Genomic DNA, 24,720 nt, shown 5'->3' with positions numbered 1-24,720 from the left:
AGTTCTCCACTTATCCCTATTCGGGCGCTTGGTTTATTTCAATATCTGACAGAAGTCCGGGCCCATATGGATCGAAAATGCCATATGCACACCGTCGAAACCGTCCTGCTTGTCCTGATGCTTGGCGCGCTGACGGGCATTGTTGCCCGCTACATCCGCGCCATTCCGCTTCCACTGATTCAAATTGCGCTCGGCGCAGCCATCGCCTGGCCACAAGCCGGACTGCACATCGCCTTCGACCCCGAACTGTTCATGCTGCTGTTCATTCCGCCGCTGCTGTTTGCCGACGGCTGGCGCATTCCCAAGCGCGAGTTCTTTTCTCTGGCCCGCCCCATCCTGCTGCTGGCCTTCGGTCTGGTGGTGTTCACGGTATTCGGTCTGGGCTATCTCATCAACTGGATGATTCCCGAGATTCCGCTGCCCGTCGCCTTCGCGCTGGCCGCCGTGGTCTCGCCCACCGATGCGGTCGCCGTCTCCGCCATCACGCGCAATCTGGGCATGCCCGACAAGACCATGCACATCCTCGAAGGCGAGTCGCTGCTCAATGACGCGTCCGGCCTGGTGGCGCTGAAATTCGCGATTGCCGCGACGCTGACCGGCACACTCTCGTGGGGCGCGGTCGCCAAGGACTTCATCTGGATGGCCGCTGGCGGTCTGGCGGTGGGCGCGCTGCTCGGCTGGGGATTCAGCTACGCGCGCAGCTCCATCACCCGCCGTCTGGGCGATGTGGCCGCCACGCAGATGGTGCTGCTGCTGGTGCTGCTGCCCTTTGCCGCCTACATCGTGGGCGAAAAGATCGGCGTCTCCGGCATTCTGGCCGCTGTGGCTGCGGGCATCGCGACCAACTTCGGCGATCTCGACCGCAGCAGCTACGTGAGCGAGCGTCTGCAGACCGAAGGCACCTGGAGCCTGGTCGAAGCCGCGTTCAACGGTGCCATCTTTTTGCTGCTGGGCCTGCAACTGCCCTCCATCATCGGCGTGCCGCTGCATGAAGCTGGTCACGAATGGTGGATTCTGGTGGGCTACGTCGCCGCCATTTCGAGTGCGTTGCTGCTGCTGCGCTGGATCTGGATCACGCTGGGCGTGCATGGTGCGCTGCGCCGCGCCCACCATTCCGGCAAGATGGCCGAGCGCCCATCGGCATTGCTGAATCTGGCCACCACCTTCGCCGGCATTCGCGGCGCGGTGACGCTCGCCGGTGCGCTGTCCGTGCCCATTTTGCTGAACAACGGCGAGCCCTTCCCCGCGCGCGGCATGCTGATCTTTCTGGCCACCGGCACGATTCTGTTCACGCTGGTGCTGGGCAGCGTGGCCCTGCCCATCATCCTCAGGCATCTGCCGCCGACCGGCGAGCCGCCCACCGTGCGCGAAGAACGTCTGGCGCGCGAGGCGGGTTGCATGGCCGCAATGGGCGAACTCACGCTGTCCGACGAGGACATCGAAAAGCACTCGCCCGAGTGGGTGGCAATGCACCAGGAAGTCATGGGCCACCTGATGCAGGAATACCGCAACCGCATCCAGTTGCTTGACGACGGCAGCGGCGTGGCAACCAGTCTGGAAACCTCGCGCGAAGCGCCCGAAATCGTGCACCAGCGCAAGCACCGCTACGTGCTGGAGGTCGAGACGCGCCTGAAGTGCATTCGTGCAGAGCGCGATGCGGTCTACGCCGAACGGCACAAGCATCGGATCAACGACGAGACGCTGCGCACCGTGGTGAGCGAGCTCGATCTGCAGGAGGTTTCGATGCGCAAGCGGCTCGTCGCAGCACGCCGCGCCGCTGGGCTGGACAAGCCCAAAGCCGGACATTGATGCCGCGTTGAAGTCCACGCAGAAAGAGCGACCCGCGGTCGCAGCCGGCATGCTCATCGCGCCGCCTCTTCGGTCGCCGCTGCGGGTGCGGCAGGCGCAGAAGATGGAGCGACTGGAGCGCTCGTGACGCTGGTGATGCCGGTAGTGCTCGGCAAAGCAAAGCCCACTTCATCGAGAAACTGCGACACCAACGGCTCCCACTGCTTGGTGCCCGCACGGAACAGCTCATGCCCGTCCTTGCCGAACGCGGGAAACTGCTTGAACTGCGCGCGACCGCCGCCCTGCTCGAACGCAGAATGCCATTTCACCGGCCATTCCGCGCCGAAATACTGGTCGTTGCTTGCGTAGATCCACAACATCGGCAACTGCGTCTTGCTGCCCCAATCGCGATAGGCCTGCGCCATCTGCTCGGGATCGCAAGGCTTGGTGGTGTGCGTGCGCGGATTGCCGCCCGCACCGCCTGCAAAGTTGATGACGGCCTGTACGCCCGCAGGATTCTTCGCACCCGCAGCCACCGAGGCCGCACCGCCGAACGACTGACCCACGATCACCGCGCGATCGGGTGATGCGTCGCTGCGCAGGTGGCGCACGGCTTCGAGCACGGTGGTGATCTGCGTGGCCGCCGAGTTGATCGCGGGCGCGAATCGCTTGGACTTGCAGGGGCCGCTGTCCTCGGCGTCATCTTCGAACGTGGGACCGTAGCCCAGACGCGTCGGCACCGCCACGAGAAATCCACGGCTCACGAAGAAACGCGCCTGCTTGGCAAAGCGCGCACGGTGCAGTTCCTTGCGGCCTTCGGCCTGCGGCGAACGGCCATGGTTCAGCACCAGCACCGGCGCAGGCACGGGATTGGCCGGATCGGAATACACCGTCACGGCGATCTGGCCCTTGACCTGCTTGCCCTGCGGGCTGGTGGTCGTCACAGGCACCTGCAGCACGCGCTCCTGCATGCTCGCCCAGCTTGGCGCGCACCACAGCATGCCAACCGCCAGCGGCAGCAGAACATGGCGAGTGCGGGCGGCGACGTGCATGTGTGCTTTTCTTCTTTCGGATCAGGCCGACTTGGTTTCTTCCAGCCCCAGCTCGTCCTTCATCTGATCACGGATGCGGAACTTCTGGATCTTGCCGGTCACGGTCATCGGGAACGAGGTCACGAAGCGGATGTACTTGGGCACCTTGTAGTGCGCGATCTGGCCCTTGCAGAACTCGCGGATTTCTTCTTCGACGAGCTTCTCGTTCGGCTTGGTGATGACCCACGCGCACAGCTCTTCGCCATAGCGCTGATCGGGCACACCCACCACCTGCACGTCCTGCACCTTGGGATGGCGATACAGAAACTCCTCGACCTCGCGCGGGTAGATGTTTTCGCCGCCGCGAATCACCATGTCCTTGATGCGACCGACGATGTTCACATAGCCCTCGTCGTCCATCGTGGCCAGGTCGCCCGTGTGCATGAAGCCGTCGGCATCGATGGCTTCGCGCGTCTTCACATCGTCGGCCCAGTAGCCGAGCATCACCGAGTAGCCGCGCGTGCACAGTTCGCCGCTCTGGCCCACGGGCAGCACTTCGCCGGTCTCGGGGTGGATGATCTTCACGTCCAGATGCGGCTGCACCTTGCCGACGGTCGAAACGCGCTTTTCGAGCGGCGAGTCGCTGTCGCTCTGGCAGCTCACCGGGCTGGTTTCGGTCATGCCGTAGGCGATGGTGATTTCCGACAGATTCATGTCCTTGACCACGCGCTTCATCACCTCGATGGGGCATGGCGATCCGGCCATGATGCCGGTGCGCAGCGTGGACAGATCGAACTCGGCAAAGCGCGGATGATCGAGCTCGGCGATGAACATCGTCGGCACGCCATGCAGGCCCGTGCACTTCTCGGCCTGCACGGTTTCCAGCACCTTGAGCGGATCGAACCCATCGCTCGGATACACGATGGCCGCGCCATGCGTGACACAGGCCAGATTGCCCAGCACCATGCCGAAGCAGTGGTACAGCGGCACGGGAATGCACAGACGATCCTCAGGCGTGAGGCGCATGCACTCGCCGATGAAGAAGCCGTTGTTCAGGATGTTGCGGTGGGTGAGCGTCGCGCCCTTCGGAAAGCCCGTCGTGCCGCTGGTGAACTGGATGTTGATCGGGTCGGTGTTCTTGAGCGTCGCGGCGATGGGGTCGATGCGCGCATCGCTGGTGTCACCACGCGCGAGCAATTCGGAAAAGCGCAGCATGCCTGCCTGCTCGTCACCCTTGCCCGCTTCGTCGATCCAGATCACGCTGCGCAGCGTCGGCATGCGCGCGGCATTCAGCTCACCCGGCTGGGACGTGGCCATCTCCGGAGACAGCTCGCGCAGCATGCCCAGATAGTCGCTGGTCTTGAAGCTCGGCATGGTCACGATGGCCTTGCAACCGACCTTGTTGATCGCGTATTCGACCTCGGCCGTGCGATACGCCGGGTTGATGTTCACCAGCACCAGACCGACCTGCGCCGTGGCGAACTGCATCAGCACCCACTCGGCATTGTTGTGCGACCAGATGCCGATGCGGTCGCCCTTGACCAGCCCCAGACCCAGCAGCGCACTGGCGAGCTTGCGCGCTTCGGCATGCAGTTGGGAATAGGTGTAGCGCCGGGACTGGTGCGCGCTGATCAGCGCATCGCGCTCGGGATGGCGCGCGGCCATGTCGCGAAAGAAATCGCCCAGCGTCTGCTCGATCAAAGGTTTGTCGGTCATGCCCGAGGCTTGGCTCGAAACAAAACGGCCCGTTGGTGCTGGCACTGGCTGCGAATTCATTGGCTCTTGTCTCCTGCATGATGGGCAAGTCCTGCCCACGTCGTTTGCCATACAGCATACGCCGGACGCGTGACAATGTGGAGCCATGATCAGGCCGAGATGGTTGCAATTTGTGCCAGCACAACGCAAAATCCAGCCATGCGCCATCTGGTCCCCACCCACCCTCTGGACAGCACCCACCCTGCCGTCACGCCCATGGCTTTTGTGCGGGCTATTCTGCTCGCCTACGAACGGCGTGGGATGAGCCCGCAAGAGGCGCTGGAGGCGGCACAAATTGCGCCAGCAGAGATCAAAAATAATTCTGCACGCATCACGGCGCTGCAAATGGAAGTGCTCTCCGGCTTCGCCATGCGCGAGCTGGACGACGAGAGCCTTGGCTGGTTCAGCCGCCGCCTGCCCTGGGGCAGCTACGGCATGCTGGCGCGCGCCTCGCTGAGTGCGCCCACGCTGGGCCTGGCGCTGGCCCGCTGGTGCCGCCACCACCACCTGATTGCGGACGACATCAGCCTGCATCTGCATGCCGAGGGCGAACGCAGCGTGCTCACCATCACCGAACACCGCGAGCTCGGCGCGCTGCGCGAGTTCTGCCTGATCTCGGTGCTGCGCAATGCCGTTGGGCTGGCCAGTTGGTTCATCGATTCACGCCTGCCGGTGGTGTCCGCGCAGTTTCCTTTTCCCGCACCGCCGCATGCCGATGCCTACCGCGTGCTGTTCAGCAGCAAGGTCACGTTCGACGCGCAGCACGCTGCCGTCGAACTGGATTCGCGCTACCTCGCCCTGCCCCTCAAGCGCGACGAGGCCGCCATGCAGCAGATGCTGCAGCGCGCCCTGCCACTCATGGTGCGCAAGTACCGCCGCGACCGCCTGCTGGTGCAGCGCGTGCGGCAGATTCTGTCGAGCACGCCCGACGTGATGCACAGCGCGCGCACGCTGGCCGACGAGCTGCATGTCTCCACACGCACGCTGCACCGGCAACTCAAGGAAGAAGGCGCGTCACTGCAGACGCTGAAAGACGAGATGCGCCGCAACAAGGCCATCGAGCTGCTCAACCGCACGGACCGGCCCATCAAGCAAGTCGCACAGGCGGCGGGCTTTGCGGGCGAGAAGAGCTTCATACGCGCGTTTCGCGCGTGGACCGGCTACTCACCCGCCGAGTACCGCAAGCATTCGCGCAAGGCAGCGGACGCTGCGGAGTGAGGAACGTGAGGTGAGTGAGGAGATGCCGCGCGCCGATCAGCGCGCGCCAAATTCGGCCATCAACCGTGGCAGATCGCCCATGTGGTCGAAGACGCGGCTGGCGCCCGCGCGGGTCAGATCGCTCGCATCCGCATGGCCCTGATGCGAAGGGAAATAAGCCCAGACCGTCGCGCCCGCAGCCACACCGGCCTGCACGCCGGTCAGCGTGTCCTCGATCACCAGACAGCGTTTCGGATCAGCACCAAGCGCAGCGGCTGCGGCCAGATAGACATCGGGAAAAGGCTTGCTGCGCGGCGTTTCGTGCCCGCTGAAAACACGGCCTTCAAAGAACGGAGCAAGCCCCACCTTGGCGAGCTGCATCTCCACCTTGGCGCGGTCCGCACCGGATGCGCAGGCGATGCGGCCCTTCATTTTTTCGTGCACACTTTTCACGGCAGACAGCGCGCCATCGATGGCCACCAGCTCTGCCGTCAGCGCCTCGTTGCGGCGCACATAGAACTGCTGCAACCACTCTTCAGTGAATGGTTTGCCCGTGTGCAACTCGATCTGCGCGGCCTGGCTGCGCACCGTCTTGCCGATGAACTGGGCAAGGCATTCCTCGGTCGTGATCGGCCAACCGGCTTCGTTGAGCATGTCGCGCAACACGCGGTTGGTGATGGATTCGCTGTCCACCAGCACACCATCACAATCGAACAGAACAGCATCAAACATCGCGGTCATCGGTAACGCTCTACGGAAAGAACAAAGGCGCTGAATGTGTCAGCGCCTTTGCATGAAGAAAAGGGAAGAACTGCTCTGATTATGCGGCAGTCCGTTCCCCTTCCTGCCTCTCCGCTCCCTCCATCATCTTGGTCATCCTGGGAACGCGCCACCTGCCAATGGGTGCAGCATGTTGGTCGCGTTGGACACCGAAATGTTGTGCATCACGTTGTCGCTGGTGAATTCGCCCGTCAGGAAAAAGAAGCCCTTGGCCGCGTTGGTGTCCAGGCGCGCCTTCATCTTGGCCAGCGTGTCGCTGCTCACGTCGGACTCGATCTGGTACTGGATTGCGCCCTTCTGCTTGGACGACTTTTCCCACACCGCCACGCCCGCGCCATTGGCGATGACCAGCGCACCGCGTGTGAGTCGGCCTTCCGCGCCCTTGGCGTCCAGCGCCTTTTTCAGTTCGGCTGCATTCTTCTCGGAATACGGGCCGCTCATGCTGCCAAGCGAGTATTCGTAGGTCGTGCCCGCGTTGTCCTTGCAGTAGAAGTTGAACATCTGCGTGCCGATGATCATCGGGCCGAGCCAGCGGAAGCCACGGCCACCCATGCGCGTGAGTTCGTCGCCCAGCACCTTGGCGCTGGTCGCGGTGTTGTCGGTGAGCACGGCTTCGTAGGTGAAGGTCTGGCTGAGCGACGAATCGCGCACGTAGAGGTTGCGGATGTCGGTCTGGTTCGATGGAAACACCGCGCCCGACTTGTACAGATAGCCCTGCGATCCACGCTGATTGGCCTGCGCGACCAGCGCCGTGATCGAGCCCACATCGGCATCGGCCACGTAGTCGAGACGCGCATTCTTGTGCGCCGTATCGGTCACGTAGAAGTCGCCCATGGTGACGTTGTTGAGCACGCCCGCAGCCAGCGTGCTGATGAACGCATAGCCCTGCGCACCAAGCTGGTTGGCGGTCGCCAGCGCGCTTGCAAACGAGGTGGCCGGGGTCTCCAGACGATACTGGCCGGTCACCGTGGTCGTGCCGCCAGTGCCGCCTCCGGTTCCTGTTCCGGTCCCCGGGTCCGTCGTGCCACCGCCCGTACCGGTACCGCCACCCGCACCACCACCCGTGCCAGTGCCGCCGCCCGTGCCCGTACCACCGCCACCTGTTCCGGTGCCACCACCCGTGCTGCCGGAATCATCGCTGCCACCGCCACCGCCGCCACATGCGGAAAGTGATGCCAGCATGAGCAGGGCGGCGGTGCGGCGGTTGAGTAGCGTCGAGTTCATATATCCTCTCATTCTGGAAAGCGCCCATCGAGATGACGGGCGTGATTCAAGGATTCTCACGTTCACCCCCTTTGGGCGACACCCTCCCAAGGTGGGGTATTTGTTACCACGTTTTGCCTCGCTGCCCTGATCTGAACACCAACCCACATGCCACCCAGCCCCATCCCTTATGCACTGGTGATCGATGACCATCCCATGGTCGCGCAGGGAATCGGGCAGATGCTCGCGCTGCTGCCGGGCGTGGACGAGGTGCGGCATGTCGTGAACGCCGCCGAAGGCCTGCAGACCATTGCAGCGCTGGGCGCACCGCTCATCGTCATCATGGATTTCTGGCTCGAAGATGGCGGCTCGACGCGCTTCGTCATCGACATCCTCACGCTCGCGCCCGACACGCGCGTGCTGATGGTGAGCGGCGACAACCACCCCACGCTGGCCGGCAAGGTGCGATCTGCGGGCGCGCAGGGACTGATCCACAAGAGCTGCACGCCGGATCAATTCCAATCCGCCGTGCAAGCCGTTCTTGCAGGCACGCCTTGGGTCGAGCATGGCGGTCCGCAAAAGGCCGACGCGCTGCGCGCCGCAGCAGCCGTGCAACTGCGCATGAGCGGTACCGATCTGGGGCTCACGCAGCGACAGACGCAGGTGCTCGATCTGGTGCTCAAGGGCAAGCCCAACAAGGTGATCGCGCAAGCGCTGACGCTCTCGGAACACACCGTGAAGGAGCATGTCACGGCGATTCTTCAAAAGCTCGGCTGCACCAACCGGGTGGAACTGATCACGCGCATGCAGGGTGTGGAACTGGTGCTTCCGGCCGGTTCATCCGACTGAGCTTCAAGCCAACGCCGTACCGCCGCCAATGCGCATCAGCACCACCTGCAACTCACGCGGCTGCAGCGGCAACGAGAACACCAGATAGCCCTCGTCCTCGGCCCGGCGCTGCAGTTGCGCATCGTTGGTGAGCAGCGCTCCCGTCACACCCGGCGCATATTCGAGCACGCGTTCCAGCGCTGAAACAGCATCGCCGTGATCCGCCAACTGGCCCGCACACAGCACGGCATGCGGCGCACCATGCTGATCGAGATCCGCCAACGCATGTGCGGCAGATGGTGCCACGCGCACCTGCCAACCAAGCCCGCGCAGCAGCCGCGCGGTGTCGCTCGCACGCACTTCTTCCGCATCCAGCAACAGCACCGTGGCACGCACAGGTGCCACCACCTGCGCCGCCTCGGCATCCTGAATCGGCATGAGCGACGCTTGGAATTCCGAATCCGCCACCTCGACTTCGCGCGGCCATTGCAGCCAGAAGCACGAGCCACGCCCGAGCCGCGAATGAACGCCGTATTGCACATTCAAGCGCTGCGCCGAACGCGCCACCACGGCCAACCCCAGACCGCGTCCGCGCGCCGATCCAGCGGCCTGCGCATGGCCGCCATCGTGGGCCTTGTAGTGCGCCGCAAACACCTTGGACACCTCATCCGCCGCAATGCCGATGCCCGTGTCCCACACCTGAATGCGCCATGCGCCATTGCGTCGTCGGCAGGTCAGCGTGACCGTGCCTTCGCGCGTGTAGCGCAGCGCGTTGTGCACGAGGTTGAAGACCATCTGCCGCATCAGCGACAGATCGGTCTGGATGGCGGCATCCACCTCGCGCGGCAGCAGCACGCGCAGCGCCACGCCCTGCTGCTCGGCCACGGGCGCAAACATGCGGCGCGCATCCAGCAGCACCATGCCGAGCGGCACGGGCTGCATGCGCAGCTCCAGCGTTCCACCCTCCAGACGCGACAGGTCCAGCAGGTCGTTGAACATCATGTCCAGATCGCGCGTGCAAGTCTGCACATCGGCCAACGCCGCCGCCACGCTGTCATCGTGATTGCGCTGGCGCGCCGACTCCAGCATGAAGCCCAGGGCCTGCAATGGTTGGCGCAGATCGTGGCTGGCCGCCGAGAAGAACCAGTTCTTTTCGGCCAACGCGTTTTCGGCCAGCACCTTGGCGCGATGGATCTGCACGCTCATCGCATGGCGTTCGTGCTCCTGCTGCAACTGCTGCTGCACGAACTTGCGTGCCGCCAGCGCATGCCTTGCCACCGTCATTCCGTAGAGCGCCACCAGCGCAATCATGTAATGCCAATGGTCCTCCAGATACCACGGCAGCGCGATCAGCATAGACAGAAAAAAAGGCGTCGCGAACGACCAGAACACCACGGGAATCGGCGCAAGATACGTGGTTGCGGACGCCAGCACGCCGCACAGCACCAGATACACGAACAGTCTGAACTCATAGCTCGCGCCGTCGTGCGAACAGAAAATCAGCAGGCCCCACAGCACGCCACTGGTCGCCGAAGCCACCGCGAAGATGCGCTGCCAGCGCGCCAGCGACGCGTCATCCGGCACCTGCACTCCTGGCTCCACATAAGCGGCCCACTCGCGTTTCAAGCGACTGCGTATCCACAGCAGCGTGCACGCAAACGTCATCATCGCCAGCCACCACAGAACCAGCGGCCAGATGGGCGCGGTCGGCGTTGCGGTGCGCGAATACAGCCACAGAAAGGCCGCAGGAATCACGAACGCAGCCACCTCGGTGGACCCGCGTGACGCGAGCGATTGCAGCAATCGCAGCCGCGCCCGCGCGTCGATGGACGCGGCATCCTCCGGCGTCAGCTCATCACCGACGACCAGTGAGGCGAGAGCATCAGAACTGGTCGCCATCCACGTAGTACCAGCGCCCGTCTTCGCGCACAAAGCGGCTGCGCTCATGCAGGCGCACGGCCCGCCCTGCAACGCGGTAACGCGCGACGAATTCGACCTCGGCCTTGTCCTCCCCCGTGCTTTGGGCATCCTTCACCGTCAGGCCCAACCATTTGCTCGCAGGATCGAAATCCAGTTGTTCGGGTTGCTCGGACATATGCCAAGTCGCCTTCAGATACTCCACATCCTCCAGCACGAATGCCGTATAGCGCGAGCGCATCAGCGACTCGGCATCGGGCGCGGGCACGTCGTTGAAATGCCCCACGTAGCGCCCGCAGCAATCGCCGAACGCAACGGTCTTACCCTTCGCATTCGCACGACCACAGGGACAGGGCGCAGAGGCTTGCAAGATGGATGGCGTCATCGATCTGCCATCCGATCAATGACCAAAGCGGTCCGCATCGAGCAGCTTGGGTTCGGGCTGCTCCAGCGCATCGATGGCCGCCATTTCCGCAGCACTCAGCGCAAAGCCGAACACGTCGAGATTGAGCCGCTGGCGCTCTGGGTCGGCCGACTTCGGAATCGCCACCAGCCCCTGCTGCACATGCCAGCGCAGCACCACCTGCGCGGGCGTCACACCATGCGCCGCAGCCGCCTTCTGAATTGCGTCGGCCTTGAGCAGATCGCCACCGCGATCGAGCGGCGACCAGCTCTCGGTGACGATGCCATGCACGCGATGCAGCGCCACCAGCTCCTTGCGCGGCCGCGTGGGCGACAGCTCGATCTGGTTGACCTGCGGCGTCAGCCCCGCGTCGAACAGTTTCTGCAGATGCGCCACCTTGAAGTTGGACACCCCCACCGCACGCACCAACCCCGCATCGCGCAGCTTGAGCAGACCTTCGAACGCCTGCACATAACGGTCCTGCGCGGGATTCGGCCAGTGGATCAGCAGCAGGTCCACATAGTCCAGCCCCAGCCGTTTGAGGCTCGCCTCGCACGCCGTGCGCGCGCCTTCGACGCTGTGCCACTCCTTGTTGAATTTGGTGGTCACGAAGATCTCTTCACGCGCCACGCCTGCGTCGCGAATGCCTTGGCCCACGCCGACTTCGTTGCGGTAGTTCTCCGCCGTGTCGACATGGCGATAACCGATCTGCAGCGCAGACTTCACCGCCACCGCAGCCTCGTCATCGTTCAAGGGCCAGGTGCCCAAGCCCATTTGCGGAAGTTGCACCCCACCCGCCAGCGTCACGGTATCCGCGCGCAGATTCTTGCTTGTCATGAAAACGTTCCTTGTTCGCCGTATGCGGCCGACCGCCGACATCCACGGGACTCGATTGAGTCGTCAGGTGACAAGCGTACCGCAGGCGAGGACTCCTTGCCAGACTTCCGCGCCCCGCCGTCACATGCCATCGACACGCGCCTGCGTCCTACATCGCCGGTTCACCGCCCGCGCAGCGCCGCGCCCACAATGCCTGCATCGACACGATCTTTTGCGATGAAGGAGTGGCAATGTTCACAATGGCCGTACCGTGGTGGGAATTCGTCGTGCGCGGCATCGCCGTCTACGCCTTTCTGCTGGTGTTTTTGCGGATCACCGGAAAGCGCAACGTGGGTCAGTACGACCCGTTCGATCTGATCCTGCTGCTCATCCTCTCGAACGCCGTGCAGAACTCGATGAACGCGGGCGACAACTCGCTGATCGGCGGGTTGATATCGGCGCTCACGCTGATCGTCAGCCACACGCTGCTGGCCTATGGCACCTTCTACAGCAAGCGCTTTTCCAACCTCATCGACGGCAAACCCGTGCTGCTGATCGAGAACGGCAAGGTCAACGACAAGGTGATGTGCGATGAGCTCATCACAGGCAACGACCTCAAGGCAGCGCTGCACCAGGCAGGCTGTCTTGAGGCCTATGAAGTAGAACTGGCGACGATAGAAACCAACGGCCAGATCACCATCGTCATGCGCAACCGGGACAGCGCCAACAAGGACGAAGGCGTTTGAACCAGGCGCTCGAAAAGATCAGGCCAGCGCGCGCTGGATGATGATCTTCTGCACGTCGCTCGTGCCTTCGTAGATCTGGCACACACGCACATCGCGGTAGATGCGCTCGACCGGAAAATCATTCACCACGCCGTATCCACCGAGCGTCTGGATCGCCGCGCTGCATACGCGCTCGGCCATCTCGCTGGCGAACAGCTTGGCCATTGCGGCCTCTTTCAGGCAGGGGCGATTCGCGTCGCGCAGGCTGGCCGCATGCCAGATGAGCTGGCGCGCGGCTTCGATCTGCACCGCACAATCAGCGAGACGGAAACCCACGGCCTGATGGTTGAAGATCGCGGTACCGAAGCTCTCGCGCTCTTTGCTGTACTGCACCGCAAACTCGAACGCGCTGCGCGCCATGCCCACGCTTTGCGCGGCAATGCCGATGCGGCCGCCTTCCAGACCGCCGAGCGCAATCTTGTAGCCCTCGCCCTCCGCGCCGATGAGGTTCTCGGCAGGAATGCGGCAGTTGTCGAAGTTGATCTGCGCGGTGTCGCTGCTGTGCTGGCCGAGCTTGTCTTCAAGCCGCGCCACCACATACCCCGGCGCATTCGTCGGCACGAGAAACGCGCTCATGCCCTTCTTGCCAGCGCCCTTGTCGGTCACCGCGATGACGATGGCGACATGGCCGTTCTTGCCGCTGGTGATGAACTGCTTGACGCCATTGATCACATACTCGTCGCCCTGCTTGACCGCCGTGGTGCGCAGCGACGAAGCGTCCGATCCCACATGCGGCTCGGTCAGGCAGAACGCGCCGAGCATGTCGCCACGAGCCAGTGGTTCGAGCCACTGCTTTTTCTGCTGCGCGTTGCCGTACTTCATGAGGATGGCGTTGACCGGGCAGTTCGTCACGCTGATGACCGTGCTCGTGCCGCCATCACCCGCCGCGATTTCTTCGAGCACCAAAGCCAGCGACAGATAGTTCAAACCCGCGCCGCCATGCTCTTCGGGCACGCAGATGCCGTAGGCACCCAGTTCGGCCAAGCCCTTGTGCACATCGCGTGGAAAGAAATGTTCCTTGTCCCACTTCGCCGCGTTGGGCCACAACTGCTCCTGCGCAAACTGGCGCACGGCTTCGCGAATCATTTCCTGGTCTTCTGTGAGCAGCATCTTGGTTGTCTCTACGGTCTGTTGGAATTACTGAAAAAGAAAAAACGAAATCGAAATTCGAAAAATCACCAATGCGCTGCACGACGTCCGTCGTAATGCAGCAATTGGCCTTTGTCTTCGGGGGTGAGCGTCGCGATCACGCTGCGCATGCCACTCACGCTGTCTTCAATTTGGACGGGCGCCGTCGCGCCACCCATGTCGGTCTGCACCCAACCGGGATCGATGGTGATCAGCGTAGCACGCGGATAGTCGTTCTGCGCCGCCGCCACAGCCATGTTGAGCGCCGCCTTGCTCACGCGATAAACCCACGATCCGCTGTCATCGACACTGCCGATCTGCGACATGGAACTCGACAGAAAAGCGAACACGCCGCCCGCCTCTTCCACCATCGGCGCGACCTGCGGAAGCGCCTGCATCGCGCCTAGCACATTGGTGTGCATGACGGCGTCGAAGTCCTGCTGCGTGGGCGGCGTGAGTGCATTGGGCCTGCGGATCACACCAGCCACATACAGCGCGATGTCGATCTTCTCGCCATCGAGCAGCCATGCCAGACCGCTCACGCTCGCGGGGTTGGTCACATCGATCTGCTTGGCCTCGGCACCCAATGCCTGCACGCGCTCGCGCCCCGCCTCATCGCGCACCGTGGCAATCACGCGGCGGCCTTCTTCGCGGTACTGCCGCACCAACTCCAGACCAATGCCGCGCGACGCACCAATCACAAGAACGGTGGACATGGTTTCAGCTCCCCTGCTCTTCGGAAATCTGGCGGCTGTAGCGCACCACCATGTCATCCTGCGATTCAGGTGCAGCACTCGAACCCATCTGCGCATGGATGATCTGGTTGAGCGTCGGCAGTTCGCTGCGCGCGATCTGCACATCGGCGCTCCACAGCTTCGAGCGCATCAGCGCCTTGGCGCAGTGCAGATACGCTTCCTGCACTTCGATCTCGATCACCAGCTTGGGCAGTTGGCGTTCGCCTTCAAAGCGCTGAATGAACTCAGGCTCATCACGCAGCCGCGCCGTACCGTTCACGCGCAAGGTCTCGTCCACACCTGGCACAAAGAACAGCAGCGCAATGCGCGGATCGGTCAACAAGTTGGTGAGCGAATCGAGCCGGTTGTTGCCGCCCGCATCGGGCAGCAGTAAATGCTTTGGATCGGCGCACTTCACAAAGCCTTTGGGACCACCACGCGGCGACGCGTCGAGCATGCAGCCTTGCGATCCGCCCGTGGCCATCACGCAGAACGGCGACAGCGCGATGATGCGTTGACAGTACTCGTCGAGATGATCGAGTTGCTTGCGCAAGGCACGTTCCGCCGGTTGAGCGTAGATGCTGCGCAGTTGTTCAAGCGTGGTGATCATTCGTCGTCATCCTCATCGTCATCGTTGCTTTCGGCGGGATGCACCGCCGAATAGAACGCCAGATATTCCTGCCATGAAGGATCGAACGTGACCGCGATCTCGGGCTTCAGATTCGGCGCGTGCTGGGCACTCACGCGCGCCGCCAACTGCTTTGCCGAATCCACATCGTCCACGTAGTAACCCGCCACGCGCGAGCGCATCTGCTCGACACGCGTGAACACCAGCAGGCCGCCATGCAGACGCTCCAACTCGTCGTTCATCGCATCCTGCGCGTCGCGTGCTTCATCCAGATCTTCCTGGCTTTCGAACGCGAAGCGCAGCTCCAGAAAATGCGACAGATCGGCGCGCGTGGCCAGCGCGTTCGCCGAAGCGCGGAAGGTCAGCAGATCGGGCGGTGCATCCTGAGGCGCGCCGCGCTGGCGCATCTCCAGCATCACCCAGCGGTCGTCTTCTTCGCTCGGCATGCGATAGGTGCGCCCCAGATCCTCGCGGAGAAAGGCGTCGAAGATCGGTGGAAAAACCGACAGCGGCTCGGCACCTGCGACCTCGTCCGAGAACGCGTCGACGAATTCGACCGGCCCCACGCGCACGGCGAAGTCCCATTCGCCCAGCACATGGTCCAGCATGATGAAGGCCATGTGCCGCGCATGATCGCGCATGTCCGGTGGAATGATCTTCTCGAACGACAGCTCCAGACCGACATTGCCGCCCGCATCGTAATGCGCGACCAGCACGTCGGAACATGCCAGCGTGAAGCCTTCCATGCCCATCGAAAAATCACTGCCCAGCGCGCGACTGCGAAACGCCTGCACCTTGTAGCCCGGCATCTGCGGCGCATGGCGAGCCATGGCCTGGATGTTTTCGAACTGGTCGATGTTGCCGTGAGCCGTCACCACGAGCAGCGAAGTATCCGAGTCCTTGCTGCGCTCATGCTCCAGCGCCAGATCGGGCGCGAACGGCTGCAGAATTTCGTTCGTGCGATTCACAAAATCGTGATCCGAGAGCGTCTTCAGCTCCTTCTCGTGCCGCACGAACTCGCGCCAGAAATCTTCGATCTGCTGCACGCTCAGAGGCGTCGGCAGTTCCTTGTCGTCGTGGTTGTCATCAGAACTCATGCCTGTCTCCCGGTAGACGAAAGAGGCCGCAAGCCTGCGGCCCCGGAACGCGTAGCCTACTCCATCTGACTAACGGACCGGTCCTCAGACCAGCTCGATCGCCATGGCCGTGCCTTCACCGCCGCCGATGCACAGCGTGGCCAGGCCCTTCTTCTTGCCGCGCGATTGCAGAGCATGAATCAGCGTGACGATGATGCGCGCGCCGCTCGCACCGATGGGGTGACCCAGAGCGCATGCACCGCCGTTCACGTTGACCTTGTCGTGCGGAACGTTGAGTTCCTTCATCAGCGCCATCGGCACCACGGCGAAGGCTTCGTTCACTTCCCACAGGTCGACGTCTTCCACTTTCCAGCCCGCCTTCTTGAGCGCCTTTTCGGTCGCGCCCACAGGAGCCGTGGTGAACCATTCAGGAGCCTGCGCGTGCGTGCCGTGCGCGACGATGCGCGCGAGCGGTTTGCAGCCCAGTTGCTTGGCGGTGGATTCACGCATCAGCACCATGGCGGCCGCGCCGTCGTTGATGCTGGAGCTCGAAGCAGCGGTGATCGTGCCGTCCTTCTTGAACGCGGGCTTCAGGCTGGTGATCTTGTCGAGCCGGGCCTTGGCCGGGCCTTCGTCCACGCTCACCGTCACGTCGCCCTTGCGGGTCTTGACGGTGACGGGTGTGATCTCGGCCTTGAAGCCGCCGTTTTCGGTCGCGGCCTGCGCGCGCATCACGGAAGCGATGGCGAACTCGTCCTGCTGCTCGCGTGTGAAGTGGTACTTGGCTGCGCAGTCTTCGCCAAACGTGCCCATCGAGCGGCCAGGTTCGTAGGCGTCTTCCAGACCGTCGAGCATCATGTGATCGAAAATCTTGTCGTGGCCCATGCGGTAGCCGCCGCGCGCCTTCTTCAGCAGATAGGGCGCGTTGGTCATGCTTTCCATGCCACCGGCAATCATCACTTCGCGGCTGCCTGCGATCAGTTGGTCGTGCGCGAGGATGGTGGCCTCCATGCCCGCACCGCACATCTTGGAGAGCGTCACCGCGCCCGAGCTTTGCGGCAGACCGCCCTTGAAACCGGCCTGGCGTGCGGGGGCCTGACCTTGTCCCGCCATCAGGCAGTTGCCGAACAGCACTTCTTCCACTTGCTCGGGCTTGATGCCCGCGCGCTCCACCGCGGCCTTGATCGCCGCGCCGCCCAGATCATTGGCGGACAGCTCGGCGAAGTCACCCTGGAATGCGCCCATGGGCGTGCGCGCTGCGCTGACGATGACGACGGGATCGTTGTGTTGTTGGCTCATGTGAATCTCCTTGGATGGTCGTGAATGAAGTGGTCTGTGGATGGATCGGTGTTGTGCAAGTCAGGAAGCAGCTTCCTGCTCGCGTGCCGGCGCGCTGCGTTCGTGCAGACGCCGGTCGTTTTCGTAGGGGAACACGTCGAGCATGTGCCCCGCCTGGATGCGTTCCTTGTGCGATTGCCAGAACTGCGCATCGAGCAGATCGGCGTGGTGGCGCATGAAGACTTCACGCACGGCATCGTTGCCAAGCAGAAACGGCGCAAAGGTTTCCGGGAACACGTCGTGCGGACGCACCGTGTACCAGATCTCGCCGGACATTTCGTCCTCTTCGTTGCGCGGCGCGGGCACGCGGCGGAAATTGCAGTCGGTGAGGTATTCGATTTCGTCGTAGTCGTAGAACACGACCTTGCCGTTGCGCGTGATGCCGAAGTTCTTCCACAACATGTCGCCGGGAAAGATGTTGGCCGCCACCAGATCCTTGATCGCGTTGCCGTACTCGACCACCGCGCGCGACATGCTGCGGTGCGCGTCGGGATCGGCGATGCCCTTGTCGAAGCATTCCTGCAGATGGATGTTCAGCGGCACAAGGCGGCGCTCGATGTACAGATGGCTGATGATGACTTCCTGCTTGCCATCGCCATCGCGGTCGCTGATTTCCAACTGGCTGGGCGCGAATTTTTGAATCTCTTCGATCAACTCGTCCGAAAAACGGTCACGCGGAAACGCCACCAGGCTGTACTCCAGCGTGTCGGCCATGCGACCGACGCGATCGTGCTGCTTGACCAGCAGATACTTGCCCTTGACCTGCTCGCGCGTGGTTTCCTTGGGCGCAGGAAAGTGGTCCTTGATGAGCTTGAACACATACGGAAAGCTCGGCAGATCGAACACCAGCATCACCATGCCCTTGATGCCGGGCGCGATGCGGAACTTGTCGCTGGAGTAACTCAGGTGGTGCAGAAAATCGCGATAGAACAGCGTCTTGCCTTGCTTGCCCAGACCCAGTGCGGTGTACAGATCGGAGCGAGGCTTGCGCGGCATGAGCGTGCGCAGAAACTGCACGTAGGCGCTCGGCACTTCCATGTCCACCATGAAATACGCGCGCGCAAAACTGAACAGGCCATGCATGTCGTCTTCGCCGAACAGCGCGGCGTGCAGCAGCAGCTTGCCTTCGCCGTTGTGCAGAATCGGCACCGAAAAAGCCAGCTCGGTATAGCCGGTGATGATCTTGCCGACGAGGTAGGCACCCTTGTTCCGGTAGAACAGATTCGAGAGCACCTGAATCTGAAAATTCGCGCGCAGCGTAAGCCCTTCAAGACGCTTGGCGATGCGCTCGGACAGCAGTTCGATGTCGCGATCCAGATCGTCGAACGCGCATTGCAGATCGAGTTGCTCGAACAGCTCGCGCAAGGCGTTCGGCAGCTTTTCCAGCGTCTGCGGATAGTAGGCGCGGTAGGTCGGCAACGCGCCCGGAGCGCGGCTTTCGAGATACTCCGTGCTCACGGCGGGACGCACGAAGATGAAGCTGTTGTGAAAGTGCGTGCGATGCAGGATCTTGGTGGTGACCGAGTTGAAGAAGGTCTCGGCCAACTCGGGCTGCAGGTGCTCGACCATCAGGCCGATGTAGTGCAGCTTCACCTGCTGCCACACGCTCATGGACTGCGTGCCTGCGGCGAACTCCTTGTCGAGCCGCATCACGCATTCCTTCACGCGCAGGTCGTAGAACTCGATGCGTTCGCGCTGCGCGCGCTGCTGGCCGTGCCAGTCCTGCGTTTCAAAGCGATGCTTGGCCCGCGCCGACTCGGCGCGGAACAGTTTGTAGTGCCGGTTGAAGCCATCCATCATCGCCTTGGCGATGTCGTAGGCCTGCGGGGCATCCAGACGTTGCGGGAACATGGGTGGGTGCCTTTGCCTTTTTGCGGGCAGCGATGATGGACGAGTGACTTGGCTTGGCGGCGGCGCTCAGTCGCGCTTGCGCGTTGCGACCTTGTCGATGGCCGCGGTGTACACCTCTTCCAGACCACCGACGCCCGGGACGGTCATTTCCAGATTGGTGATCAGGCCGTTCTTCAGGCTGTAGCACCAGCCGTGCAGCGTGACCTTCTGGCCGCGCGCCCAGGCATCCTGCATCACCGTGGATTGCGCGACGTTGACGACCTGCTCGATGGCATTGAGTTCGCACAGCGCGTCGTGACGCCATTGAGGCGAAATCGATTCGATCAGTTTGATGTGCTTGTCGCGGATATCGCGCACGTGACGGGTCCAGTTGTCCACCAGACCCAGACGCAGACCTTCCAGCGCGGCCAGCACGCCGCCGCAGCCATAGTGACCAACGACCATCAGGTGCTCGACCTTCAGGTGATCGACGGAGTACTGAATGGTGGACAGGCAGTTCAGGTCGCTGGGCACCACCACGTTGGCCACGTTGCGGTGCACAAAGACTTCACCGGGCTCCAGACCCGAAATCTGGTTGGCGGGAACGCGGCTGTCGGAGCAGCCGATCCACATGTACTTGGGCTTTTGCTGCGCCATCAGTCCGGTGAAGAAACCGGGCCGCTCACGCTCCACCTGCGCTGCCCACTCGCGGTTGTGGACAAACAGCTGTTCGATGGAGGTTGTGCTCATAAGGTTTTCCTTTTTGGCTTGGCTGATACAGGAGGAAAAGATGGCGCGTCAGCAAAGGTGTGGAACTGTCCGTCAGCAGGTTTCTGCAAACAGTTCGCGGCCGATCAGCATGCGGCGGATTTCGCTGGTGCCCGCGCCAATTTCATAGAGTTTCGCATCTCGCCAGAGACGACCCAGTGGGTACTCGTTGATATACCCATTGCCGCCATAGATTTGCACGCCTTCACCCGCCATCCAGGTCGCCTTCTCGGCAGTCCACAGAATGACGCTCGCGCAGTCCTTGCGAACCTGACGAACATGGTCAGTTCCCAGCAGATCGAGGTTTTTGGCGACCGTATAGGCAAAAGAACGACCAGCTTGCAGCACGGTGTACATGTCGGCGACCTTGCCCTGGATGAGCTGGAACTCGCCAATGCTCTGGCCAAATTGCTTGCGGTCGTGGATGTACGGAATCACGTTGTCCATGACGGACTGCATGATGCCCAGCGGACCGCCAGTCAGCACGGCGCGCTCGTAATCGAGACCGCTCATCAACACCTTGGCGCCGCCATTGACTTGGCCAAGCACGTTTTCGGCAGGCACTTCGACGTTTTCGAACACCAGCTCGCCCGTATGGCTGCCGCGCATGCCCAGCTTGTCGAGCTTCTGCGCAATCGAGAAACCCTTCATGCCCTTTTCGATCAGGAAAGCGGTCACGCCACGCGCGCCCAGCTCGGGCTCGCTCTTGGCATACACCACCAGCGTGTCGGCATCGGGACCGTTGGTGATCCACATCTTCGTGCCGTTGAGCAGGTAGTAGCCGCCCTTGTCCTCGGCTTTCAGCTTCATGCTGATCACGTCGGAGCCAGCGCCCGGCTCGCTCATCGCAAGCGCACCCACATGTTCACCGCTGATCAGCTTGGGCAGGTATTTGGCCTTCTGCGCTTCGTTGCCGTTGCGGTTGATCTGGTTCACGCACAGATTCGAATGCGCACCATACGACAGACCGATGGACGCGCTGGCGCGGGAGATTTCCTCCATCGCCACCATGTGCGCGAGGTAGCCCATGTTGGCGCCGCCATATTGCTCGGAGACTGTGATGCCAAGCACACCCAGCTCGCCAAATTTACGCCACAGATCCATCGGAAACTGATCGGTGCGATCGACTTCGGCCGCACGCGGTGCGATTTCAGCCTGTGCAAACTCACGCACGGCATCGCGCAGCGCGTCGATGTCTTCGCCGAGTTGGAAATTCAGACCGGGCAGGTTGGCAAGGCTCATGGGTTTGTCTCCGAGAGATGTAGGAAGGTGAACTGCAAACGGGCGTTCAACAGATTATGCGAAAGGGGCACGACAGGCCCATTTCACTGCTTCATCCCGCTGATGGCGGAATGCGAAACACACATATGACGTTTACGTAAACGTCAATTATCACTTATTTTTCACTTCGGACTCAAGACGCTGCAAGTGCGCCAGCGCTTCTTTTTCATGCTCGCGGATCTCGTCGAGATTCGCCTGTAGGTCCGTCATCTGCGCTTCCAGCTGACGTCGGTGCTGACCCAGCACCTCCATGAACTTGCGCAGCTGATTGCCGGTATCACGCGGGCTGTCGTAGAGATCGATGATCTCCTTTGCCTCCGTCAGCGAAAGCCCGAGCCGCTTGGCACGCAACGTGAGTTTCAGACGCGTGCGATCACGCGAGCTGTAGACACGGCTGCGTCCACCAGGCCCTGTGCGATCGGGACGCAGCAACCCCATGTCCTCATAGAAGCGCATCGCACGCGTGGTGAGGTCGAACTCCTTGGCAAGATCGCTGATGGTGTAAGTCGTGGGCATGAATTGGAATTTTTGTGTGCTCGCGAAGGGCTGGGCACAGGCGCGCAGCCATTCTGATTGACGTGAACGTCAATATATCCCAGAGCGGGATGAATGGGCGCGAATCGAGATGGATTCTTGGGAGCTGTCAGCTCTTGATGCCAATTTGGCGCGGAGTGCACCCGGAGCTCTGGGGATGGCCAGGCGTGGCGGCAAAGCCCGCCTGCACCCGATGCGGGGATAGTTGTTGGCGCGCTGTCGACCTAGCGAGCCGAGAGCGGGAGGTCTTTTGGCTTCCGCAAAGCGCAAAGCAAAACGCCCTCCACTCTTTCGAGTTGGAGGGCGGCTTGGGCTGTAAGAGCCTGACGATGACCTACTTTCACACGGGAACCCGCACTATCATCGGCGCGAAGTCGTTTCACTGTCCTGTTCGGGATGGGAAGGAGTGGTACCAACTTGCTATGGTCATCAGGCATAACTTGGTGTCGTGGAGCCTTGTGGCTTCACAACGAATTCATAGAATCTCAATCAGCTGAGGTTTTATTCAGATTGTGCTGAACTTAATTTGATTGCGTACTTGGCATAACTACAAGTCTTTGATTGTATCAAAGTTATAGGGTCAAGCCGCACGGGCAATTAGTACTGGTTAGCTTAAAGCATTACTGCTCTTCCACACCCAGCCTATCAACGTCGTGGTCTACAACGACCCTTCAGGGGGCTCGAGGCCCCGGCAGATCTCATCTTGAAACGAGTTTCCCGCTTAGATGCTTTCAGCGGTTATCTCTTCCACACATAGCTACCCTGCGATGCCACTGGCGTGACAACAGGTACACCAGAGGTGTGTCCACTCCGGTCCTCTCGTACTAGGAGCAGGCTTCCTCAAATCTGCAGCGCCCACGGAAGATAGGGACCAAACTGTCTCACGACGTTTTAAACCCAGCTCACGTACCTCTTTAAATGGCGAACAGCCATACCCTTGGGACCGACTACAGCCCCAGGATGAGATGAGCCGACATCGAGGTGCCAAACACCGCCGTCGATATGAACTCTTGGGCGGTATCAGCCTGTTATCCCCAGAGTACCTTTTATCCGTTGAGCGATGGCCCTTCCATACAGAACCACCGGATCACTATGTCCTGCTTTCGCATCTGCTCGACTTGTCAGTCTCGCAGTTAAGCACGCTTATGCCATTGCACTATCGTCACGATGTCCGACCGTAACTAGCGTACCTTCGAACTCCTCCGTTACACTTTGGGAGGAGACCGCCCCAGTCAAACTGCCTACCATGCACTGTCCCCAGTCCAGATAATGGACCTAGGTTAGAACCTCAAACACACCAGGGTGGTATTTCAACGTTGGCTCCATGTGATCTAGCGACCACACTTCAAAGCCTCCCACCTATCCTACACAGATCTGTTCAAAGTCCAATACAAAGCTACAGTAAAGGTTCATGGGGTCTTTCCGTCTTTCCGCGGGGAGATTGCATCATCACAAACATTTCAACTTCGCTGAGTCTCAGGAGGAGACAGTGTGGCCATCGTTACGCCATTCGTGCAGGTCGGAACTTACCCGACAAGGAATTTCGCTACCTTAGGACCGTTATAGTTACGGCCGCCGTTTACTGGGACTTCAATCAAGAGCTTGCACCCCATCATTTAATCTTCCAGCACCGGGCAGGCGTCACACCCTATACGTCCACTTTCGTGTTTGCAGAGTGCTGTGTTTTTAATAAACAGTCGCAGCCACCGATTTTTTGCAACCCCATTCAGCTCCGTTTGTTCAACTTCACCTACTAGGGGCATACCTTCTCCCGAAGTTACGGTATCAATTTGCCGAGTTCCTTCTCCTGAGTTCTCTCAAGCGCCTTAGAATACTCATCTCGCGCACCAGTGTCGGTTTGCGGTACGGTCGTCAATAGCTGAAGCTTAGTGGCTTTTCCTGGAAGCAGGGTATCACTCACTTCGTGTGCAAGCACACTCGTTATCACCCCTCATCTAAGCCCGGCGGATTTGCCTACCAGGCACGACTACAGGCTTGAACCAACATATCCAACAGTTGGCTGAGCTAACCTTCTCCGTCCCCACATCGCACTATTGATCGGTACAGGAATATTGACCTGTTTCCCATCAGCTACGCATCTCTGCCTCGCCTTAGGGGCCGACTCACCCTACGCCGATGAACGTTGCGTAGGAAACCTTGCGCTTACGGCGAGCGGGCTTTTCACCCGCTTTAACGCTACTCATGTCAGCATTCGCACTTCTGATACCTCCAGCATCCGTTACCAGACACCTTCACAGGCTTACAGAACGCTCTCCTACCACGTGCAATAAATTGCACATCCGCAGCTTCGGTAACTGGCTTAGCCCCGTTACATCTTCCGCGCAGGACGACTCGATCAGTGAGCTATTACGCTTTCTTTAAATGATGGCTGCTTCTAAGCCAACATCCTGACTGTTTTAGCCTTCCCACTTCGTTTCCCACTTAGCCAATTTTAGGGACCTTAGCTGGCGGTCTGGGTTGTTTCCCTCTTGAGTCCGGACGTTAGCACCCGGTGCTCTGTCTCCCAAGCTGTACTCTGCAGTATTCGGAGTTTGCCTTGGTTTGGTAAGTCGCCATGACCCCCTAGCCAAAACAGTGCTCTACCCCCGCAGGTAATACTTGAGGCACTACCTAAATAGTTTTCGGAGAGAACCAGCTATTTCCAAGTTTGTTTAGCCTTTCACCCCTATCCACAGCTCATCCGCTAGTTTTGCAACACTAGTCGGTTCGGACCTCCAGTACCTGTTACGGCACCTTCATCCTGGCCATGGATAGATCACTTGGTTTCGGGTCTACACCCAGCGACTGAGACGCCCTGTTCGGACTCGGTTTCCCTACGCCTCCCCTATTCGGTTAAGCTTGCCACTGAATGTAAGTCGCTGACCCATTATACAAAAGGT

General features: G+C 61.2%; 20 protein-coding genes and 2 rRNA genes (1 of these 22 running past the window's edge). 4 read left to right on the top strand and 18 right to left on the bottom strand.

Annotated elements, in window-relative coordinates; genetic code table 11:
• The first annotated feature begins 84 nt into the window (after positions 1–84).
• Positions 85–1,809 (top strand): Na+/H+ antiporter, encoded by a 1,725-nt coding sequence (locus G7048_RS14570; RefSeq protein WP_166068830.1) that lies wholly within the window; start codon positions 85–87, stop codon positions 1,807–1,809.
• A gap of 53 nt (positions 1,810–1,862) precedes the next feature.
• On the opposite strand, the gene G7048_RS14565 is transcribed toward G7048_RS14570, so the two are convergent.
• Positions 1,863–2,840, bottom strand: a complete 978-nt coding sequence (locus tag G7048_RS14565) for a dienelactone hydrolase family protein (RefSeq protein ID WP_166068829.1) — start codon at positions 2,838–2,840, stop codon at positions 1,863–1,865.
• A gap of 21 nt (positions 2,841–2,861) precedes the next feature.
• A complete protein-coding gene (locus tag G7048_RS14560; protein ID WP_240933331.1) occupies positions 2,862–4,535 on the bottom strand; it encodes an AMP-binding protein in 1,674 nt (557 codons plus the stop codon).
• A 198-nt stretch (positions 4,536–4,733) separates the two neighbouring features.
• Between G7048_RS14560 and G7048_RS14555 the strand changes: the two genes are divergently transcribed.
• Positions 4,734–5,792 carry an AraC family transcriptional regulator gene (locus tag G7048_RS14555; RefSeq protein WP_240932987.1) on the top strand — a complete coding sequence of 353 codons (1,059 nt, stop codon included), beginning with the start codon at positions 4,734–4,736 and terminating at the stop codon, positions 5,790–5,792.
• Positions 5,793–5,828: 36 nt separating this feature from the next.
• On the opposite strand, the gene G7048_RS14550 is transcribed toward G7048_RS14555, so the two are convergent.
• Positions 5,829–6,512: an HAD family phosphatase gene (locus G7048_RS14550; RefSeq protein WP_166068827.1), complete on the bottom strand. Its 684-nt coding sequence runs from the start codon at positions 6,510–6,512 to the stop codon at positions 5,829–5,831.
• Between the two features lie 132 nt (positions 6,513–6,644).
• Positions 6,645–7,775, bottom strand: a complete 1,131-nt coding sequence (locus tag G7048_RS14545) for a hypothetical protein (protein WP_205750277.1) — start codon at positions 7,773–7,775, stop codon at positions 6,645–6,647.
• Between the two features lie 147 nt (positions 7,776–7,922).
• Here G7048_RS14545 and G7048_RS14535 point away from each other — a divergent pair, with 147 nt between their 5' ends.
• On the top strand, positions 7,923–8,603 hold the full coding sequence (locus G7048_RS14535) for a response regulator transcription factor (protein ID WP_166068825.1): 681 nt from the start codon (positions 7,923–7,925) through the stop codon (positions 8,601–8,603).
• 3 nt (positions 8,604–8,606) lie between these two features.
• Here G7048_RS14535 and G7048_RS14530 read toward each other — a convergent pair whose 3' ends face one another.
• Genes G7048_RS14530 through G7048_RS14520 form a run of 3 tightly spaced genes read right to left on the bottom strand, consistent with a single transcriptional unit; the run spans position 8,607 to position 11,739 of the window.
• A complete protein-coding gene (locus tag G7048_RS14530) occupies positions 8,607–10,481 on the bottom strand; it encodes a HAMP domain-containing sensor histidine kinase (protein WP_166068824.1) in 1,875 nt (624 codons plus the stop codon).
• Complete coding sequence (locus G7048_RS14525; protein WP_166068823.1) at positions 10,465–10,884, bottom strand: YchJ family protein; 420 nt, start codon at positions 10,882–10,884, stop codon at positions 10,465–10,467. The genes G7048_RS14530 and G7048_RS14525 overlap by 17 nt, the downstream gene beginning before the upstream one ends.
• Before the next feature lie 15 nt (positions 10,885–10,899).
• Positions 10,900–11,739, bottom strand: a complete 840-nt coding sequence (locus G7048_RS14520; RefSeq protein WP_166068822.1) for an aldo/keto reductase — start codon at positions 11,737–11,739, stop codon at positions 10,900–10,902.
• Between the two features lie 230 nt (positions 11,740–11,969).
• On the opposite strand from G7048_RS14520, the gene G7048_RS14515 reads away from it, so the two are divergent.
• The gene (locus tag G7048_RS14515) at positions 11,970–12,464 is read left to right on the top strand and encodes a DUF421 domain-containing protein (protein ID WP_166068821.1); all 495 of its coding nucleotides are present in this window, start codon (positions 11,970–11,972) and stop codon (positions 12,462–12,464) included.
• Between the two features lie 18 nt (positions 12,465–12,482).
• On the opposite strand, the gene G7048_RS14510 is transcribed toward G7048_RS14515, so the two are convergent.
• From G7048_RS14510 to G7048_RS14460, 11 genes are all read right to left on the bottom strand, one after another.
• Positions 12,483–13,613, bottom strand: coding sequence for an acyl-CoA dehydrogenase family protein (locus G7048_RS14510; protein WP_166068820.1), 1,131 nt, complete (start codon positions 13,611–13,613; stop codon positions 12,483–12,485).
• A gap of 65 nt (positions 13,614–13,678) precedes the next feature.
• Positions 13,679–14,347 carry an SDR family oxidoreductase gene (locus G7048_RS14505; protein WP_166068819.1) on the bottom strand — a complete coding sequence of 223 codons (669 nt, stop codon included), beginning with the start codon at positions 14,345–14,347 and terminating at the stop codon, positions 13,679–13,681.
• 4 nt (positions 14,348–14,351) lie between these two features.
• Complete coding sequence (locus tag G7048_RS14500) at positions 14,352–14,975, bottom strand: pyridoxamine 5'-phosphate oxidase family protein (RefSeq protein ID WP_166068818.1); 624 nt, start codon at positions 14,973–14,975, stop codon at positions 14,352–14,354.
• Positions 14,972–16,090, bottom strand: coding sequence for a hypothetical protein (locus G7048_RS14495; protein WP_166068817.1), 1,119 nt, complete (start codon positions 16,088–16,090; stop codon positions 14,972–14,974). The genes G7048_RS14500 and G7048_RS14495 overlap by 4 nt, the downstream gene beginning before the upstream one ends.
• An 84-nt stretch (positions 16,091–16,174) precedes the next feature.
• Positions 16,175–17,368 carry an acetyl-CoA C-acyltransferase gene (locus tag G7048_RS14490; protein ID WP_166068816.1) on the bottom strand — a complete coding sequence of 398 codons (1,194 nt, stop codon included), beginning with the start codon at positions 17,366–17,368 and terminating at the stop codon, positions 16,175–16,177.
• A gap of 60 nt (positions 17,369–17,428) precedes the next feature.
• Positions 17,429–19,258 carry a bifunctional isocitrate dehydrogenase kinase/phosphatase gene (gene aceK, locus G7048_RS14485; RefSeq protein ID WP_166068815.1) on the bottom strand — a complete coding sequence of 610 codons (1,830 nt, stop codon included), beginning with the start codon at positions 19,256–19,258 and terminating at the stop codon, positions 17,429–17,431.
• Between the two features lie 66 nt (positions 19,259–19,324).
• Positions 19,325–19,987 carry a carbonate dehydratase gene (gene can / locus G7048_RS14480; protein WP_166068814.1) on the bottom strand — a complete coding sequence of 221 codons (663 nt, stop codon included), beginning with the start codon at positions 19,985–19,987 and terminating at the stop codon, positions 19,325–19,327.
• A gap of 72 nt (positions 19,988–20,059) precedes the next feature.
• Positions 20,060–21,247, bottom strand: coding sequence for an isovaleryl-CoA dehydrogenase (locus G7048_RS14475; protein WP_166068813.1), 1,188 nt, complete (start codon positions 21,245–21,247; stop codon positions 20,060–20,062).
• Positions 21,248–21,397: 150 nt separating this feature from the next.
• On the bottom strand, positions 21,398–21,802 hold the full coding sequence (locus G7048_RS14470; protein ID WP_166068812.1) for a MerR family DNA-binding transcriptional regulator: 405 nt from the start codon (positions 21,800–21,802) through the stop codon (positions 21,398–21,400).
• 339 nt (positions 21,803–22,141) lie between these two features.
• Positions 22,142–22,254 (bottom strand): 5S ribosomal RNA (rrf, locus tag G7048_RS14465).
• Positions 22,255–22,396: 142 nt separating this feature from the next.
• Positions 22,397–24,720, bottom strand: a 23S ribosomal RNA gene (locus G7048_RS14460) (it continues 555 nt past the right edge of the window).

This window comes from Diaphorobacter sp. HDW4B, assembly GCF_011305535.1.
Taxonomy (GTDB): domain Bacteria; phylum Pseudomonadota; class Gammaproteobacteria; order Burkholderiales; family Burkholderiaceae_C; genus Diaphorobacter_A.
The sequence above is the reverse complement of the archived record's forward strand: the minus strand, read 5'-3'. Positions and strand labels throughout refer to the sequence as shown.

What these genes read in the sequence shown, in the direction of transcription:
- G7048_RS14555 (WP_240932987.1), top strand. Translation starts at nt 4,734, where the DNA reads ATGCGCCATCTGGTCCCCACCCACCCTCTGGACAGCACCCACCCTGCC.
- G7048_RS14535 (WP_166068825.1), top strand. Translation starts at nt 7,923, where the DNA reads ATGCCACCCAGCCCCATCCCTTATGCACTGGTGATCGATGACCATCCC.
- G7048_RS14505 (WP_166068819.1), bottom strand. Translation starts at nt 14,347, where the DNA reads ATGTCCACCGTTCTTGTGATTGGTGCGTCGCGCGGCATTGGTCTGGAG.
- G7048_RS14525 (WP_166068823.1), bottom strand. Translation starts at nt 10,884, where the DNA reads ATGACGCCATCCATCTTGCAAGCCTCTGCGCCCTGTCCCTGTGGTCGT.
- G7048_RS14475 (WP_166068813.1), bottom strand. Translation starts at nt 21,247, where the DNA reads ATGAGCCTTGCCAACCTGCCCGGTCTGAATTTCCAACTCGGCGAAGAC.
- G7048_RS14470 (WP_166068812.1), bottom strand. Translation starts at nt 21,802, where the DNA reads ATGCCCACGACTTACACCATCAGCGATCTTGCCAAGGAGTTCGACCTC.
- G7048_RS14545 (WP_205750277.1), bottom strand. Translation starts at nt 7,775, where the DNA reads ATGAACTCGACGCTACTCAACCGCCGCACCGCCGCCCTGCTCATGCTG.
- G7048_RS14530 (WP_166068824.1), bottom strand. Translation starts at nt 10,481, where the DNA reads ATGGCGACCAGTTCTGATGCTCTCGCCTCACTGGTCGTCGGTGATGAG.
- G7048_RS14560 (WP_240933331.1), bottom strand. Translation starts at nt 4,535, where the DNA reads ATGACCGACAAACCTTTGATCGAGCAGACGCTGGGCGATTTCTTTCGC.
- can (WP_166068814.1), bottom strand. Translation starts at nt 19,987, where the DNA reads ATGAGCACAACCTCCATCGAACAGCTGTTTGTCCACAACCGCGAGTGG.
- G7048_RS14570 (WP_166068830.1), top strand. Translation starts at nt 85, where the DNA reads ATGCACACCGTCGAAACCGTCCTGCTTGTCCTGATGCTTGGCGCGCTG.
- G7048_RS14500 (WP_166068818.1), bottom strand. Translation starts at nt 14,975, where the DNA reads ATGATCACCACGCTTGAACAACTGCGCAGCATCTACGCTCAACCGGCG.
- aceK (WP_166068815.1), bottom strand. Translation starts at nt 19,258, where the DNA reads ATGTTCCCGCAACGTCTGGATGCCCCGCAGGCCTACGACATCGCCAAG.
- G7048_RS14510 (WP_166068820.1), bottom strand. Translation starts at nt 13,613, where the DNA reads ATGCTGCTCACAGAAGACCAGGAAATGATTCGCGAAGCCGTGCGCCAG.
- G7048_RS14490 (WP_166068816.1), bottom strand. Translation starts at nt 17,368, where the DNA reads ATGAGCCAACAACACAACGATCCCGTCGTCATCGTCAGCGCAGCGCGC.
- G7048_RS14520 (WP_166068822.1), bottom strand. Translation starts at nt 11,739, where the DNA reads ATGACAAGCAAGAATCTGCGCGCGGATACCGTGACGCTGGCGGGTGGG.
- G7048_RS14550 (WP_166068827.1), bottom strand. Translation starts at nt 6,512, where the DNA reads ATGACCGCGATGTTTGATGCTGTTCTGTTCGATTGTGATGGTGTGCTG.
- G7048_RS14495 (WP_166068817.1), bottom strand. Translation starts at nt 16,090, where the DNA reads ATGAGTTCTGATGACAACCACGACGACAAGGAACTGCCGACGCCTCTG.
- G7048_RS14565 (WP_166068829.1), bottom strand. Translation starts at nt 2,840, where the DNA reads ATGCACGTCGCCGCCCGCACTCGCCATGTTCTGCTGCCGCTGGCGGTT.
- G7048_RS14515 (WP_166068821.1), top strand. Translation starts at nt 11,970, where the DNA reads ATGTTCACAATGGCCGTACCGTGGTGGGAATTCGTCGTGCGCGGCATC.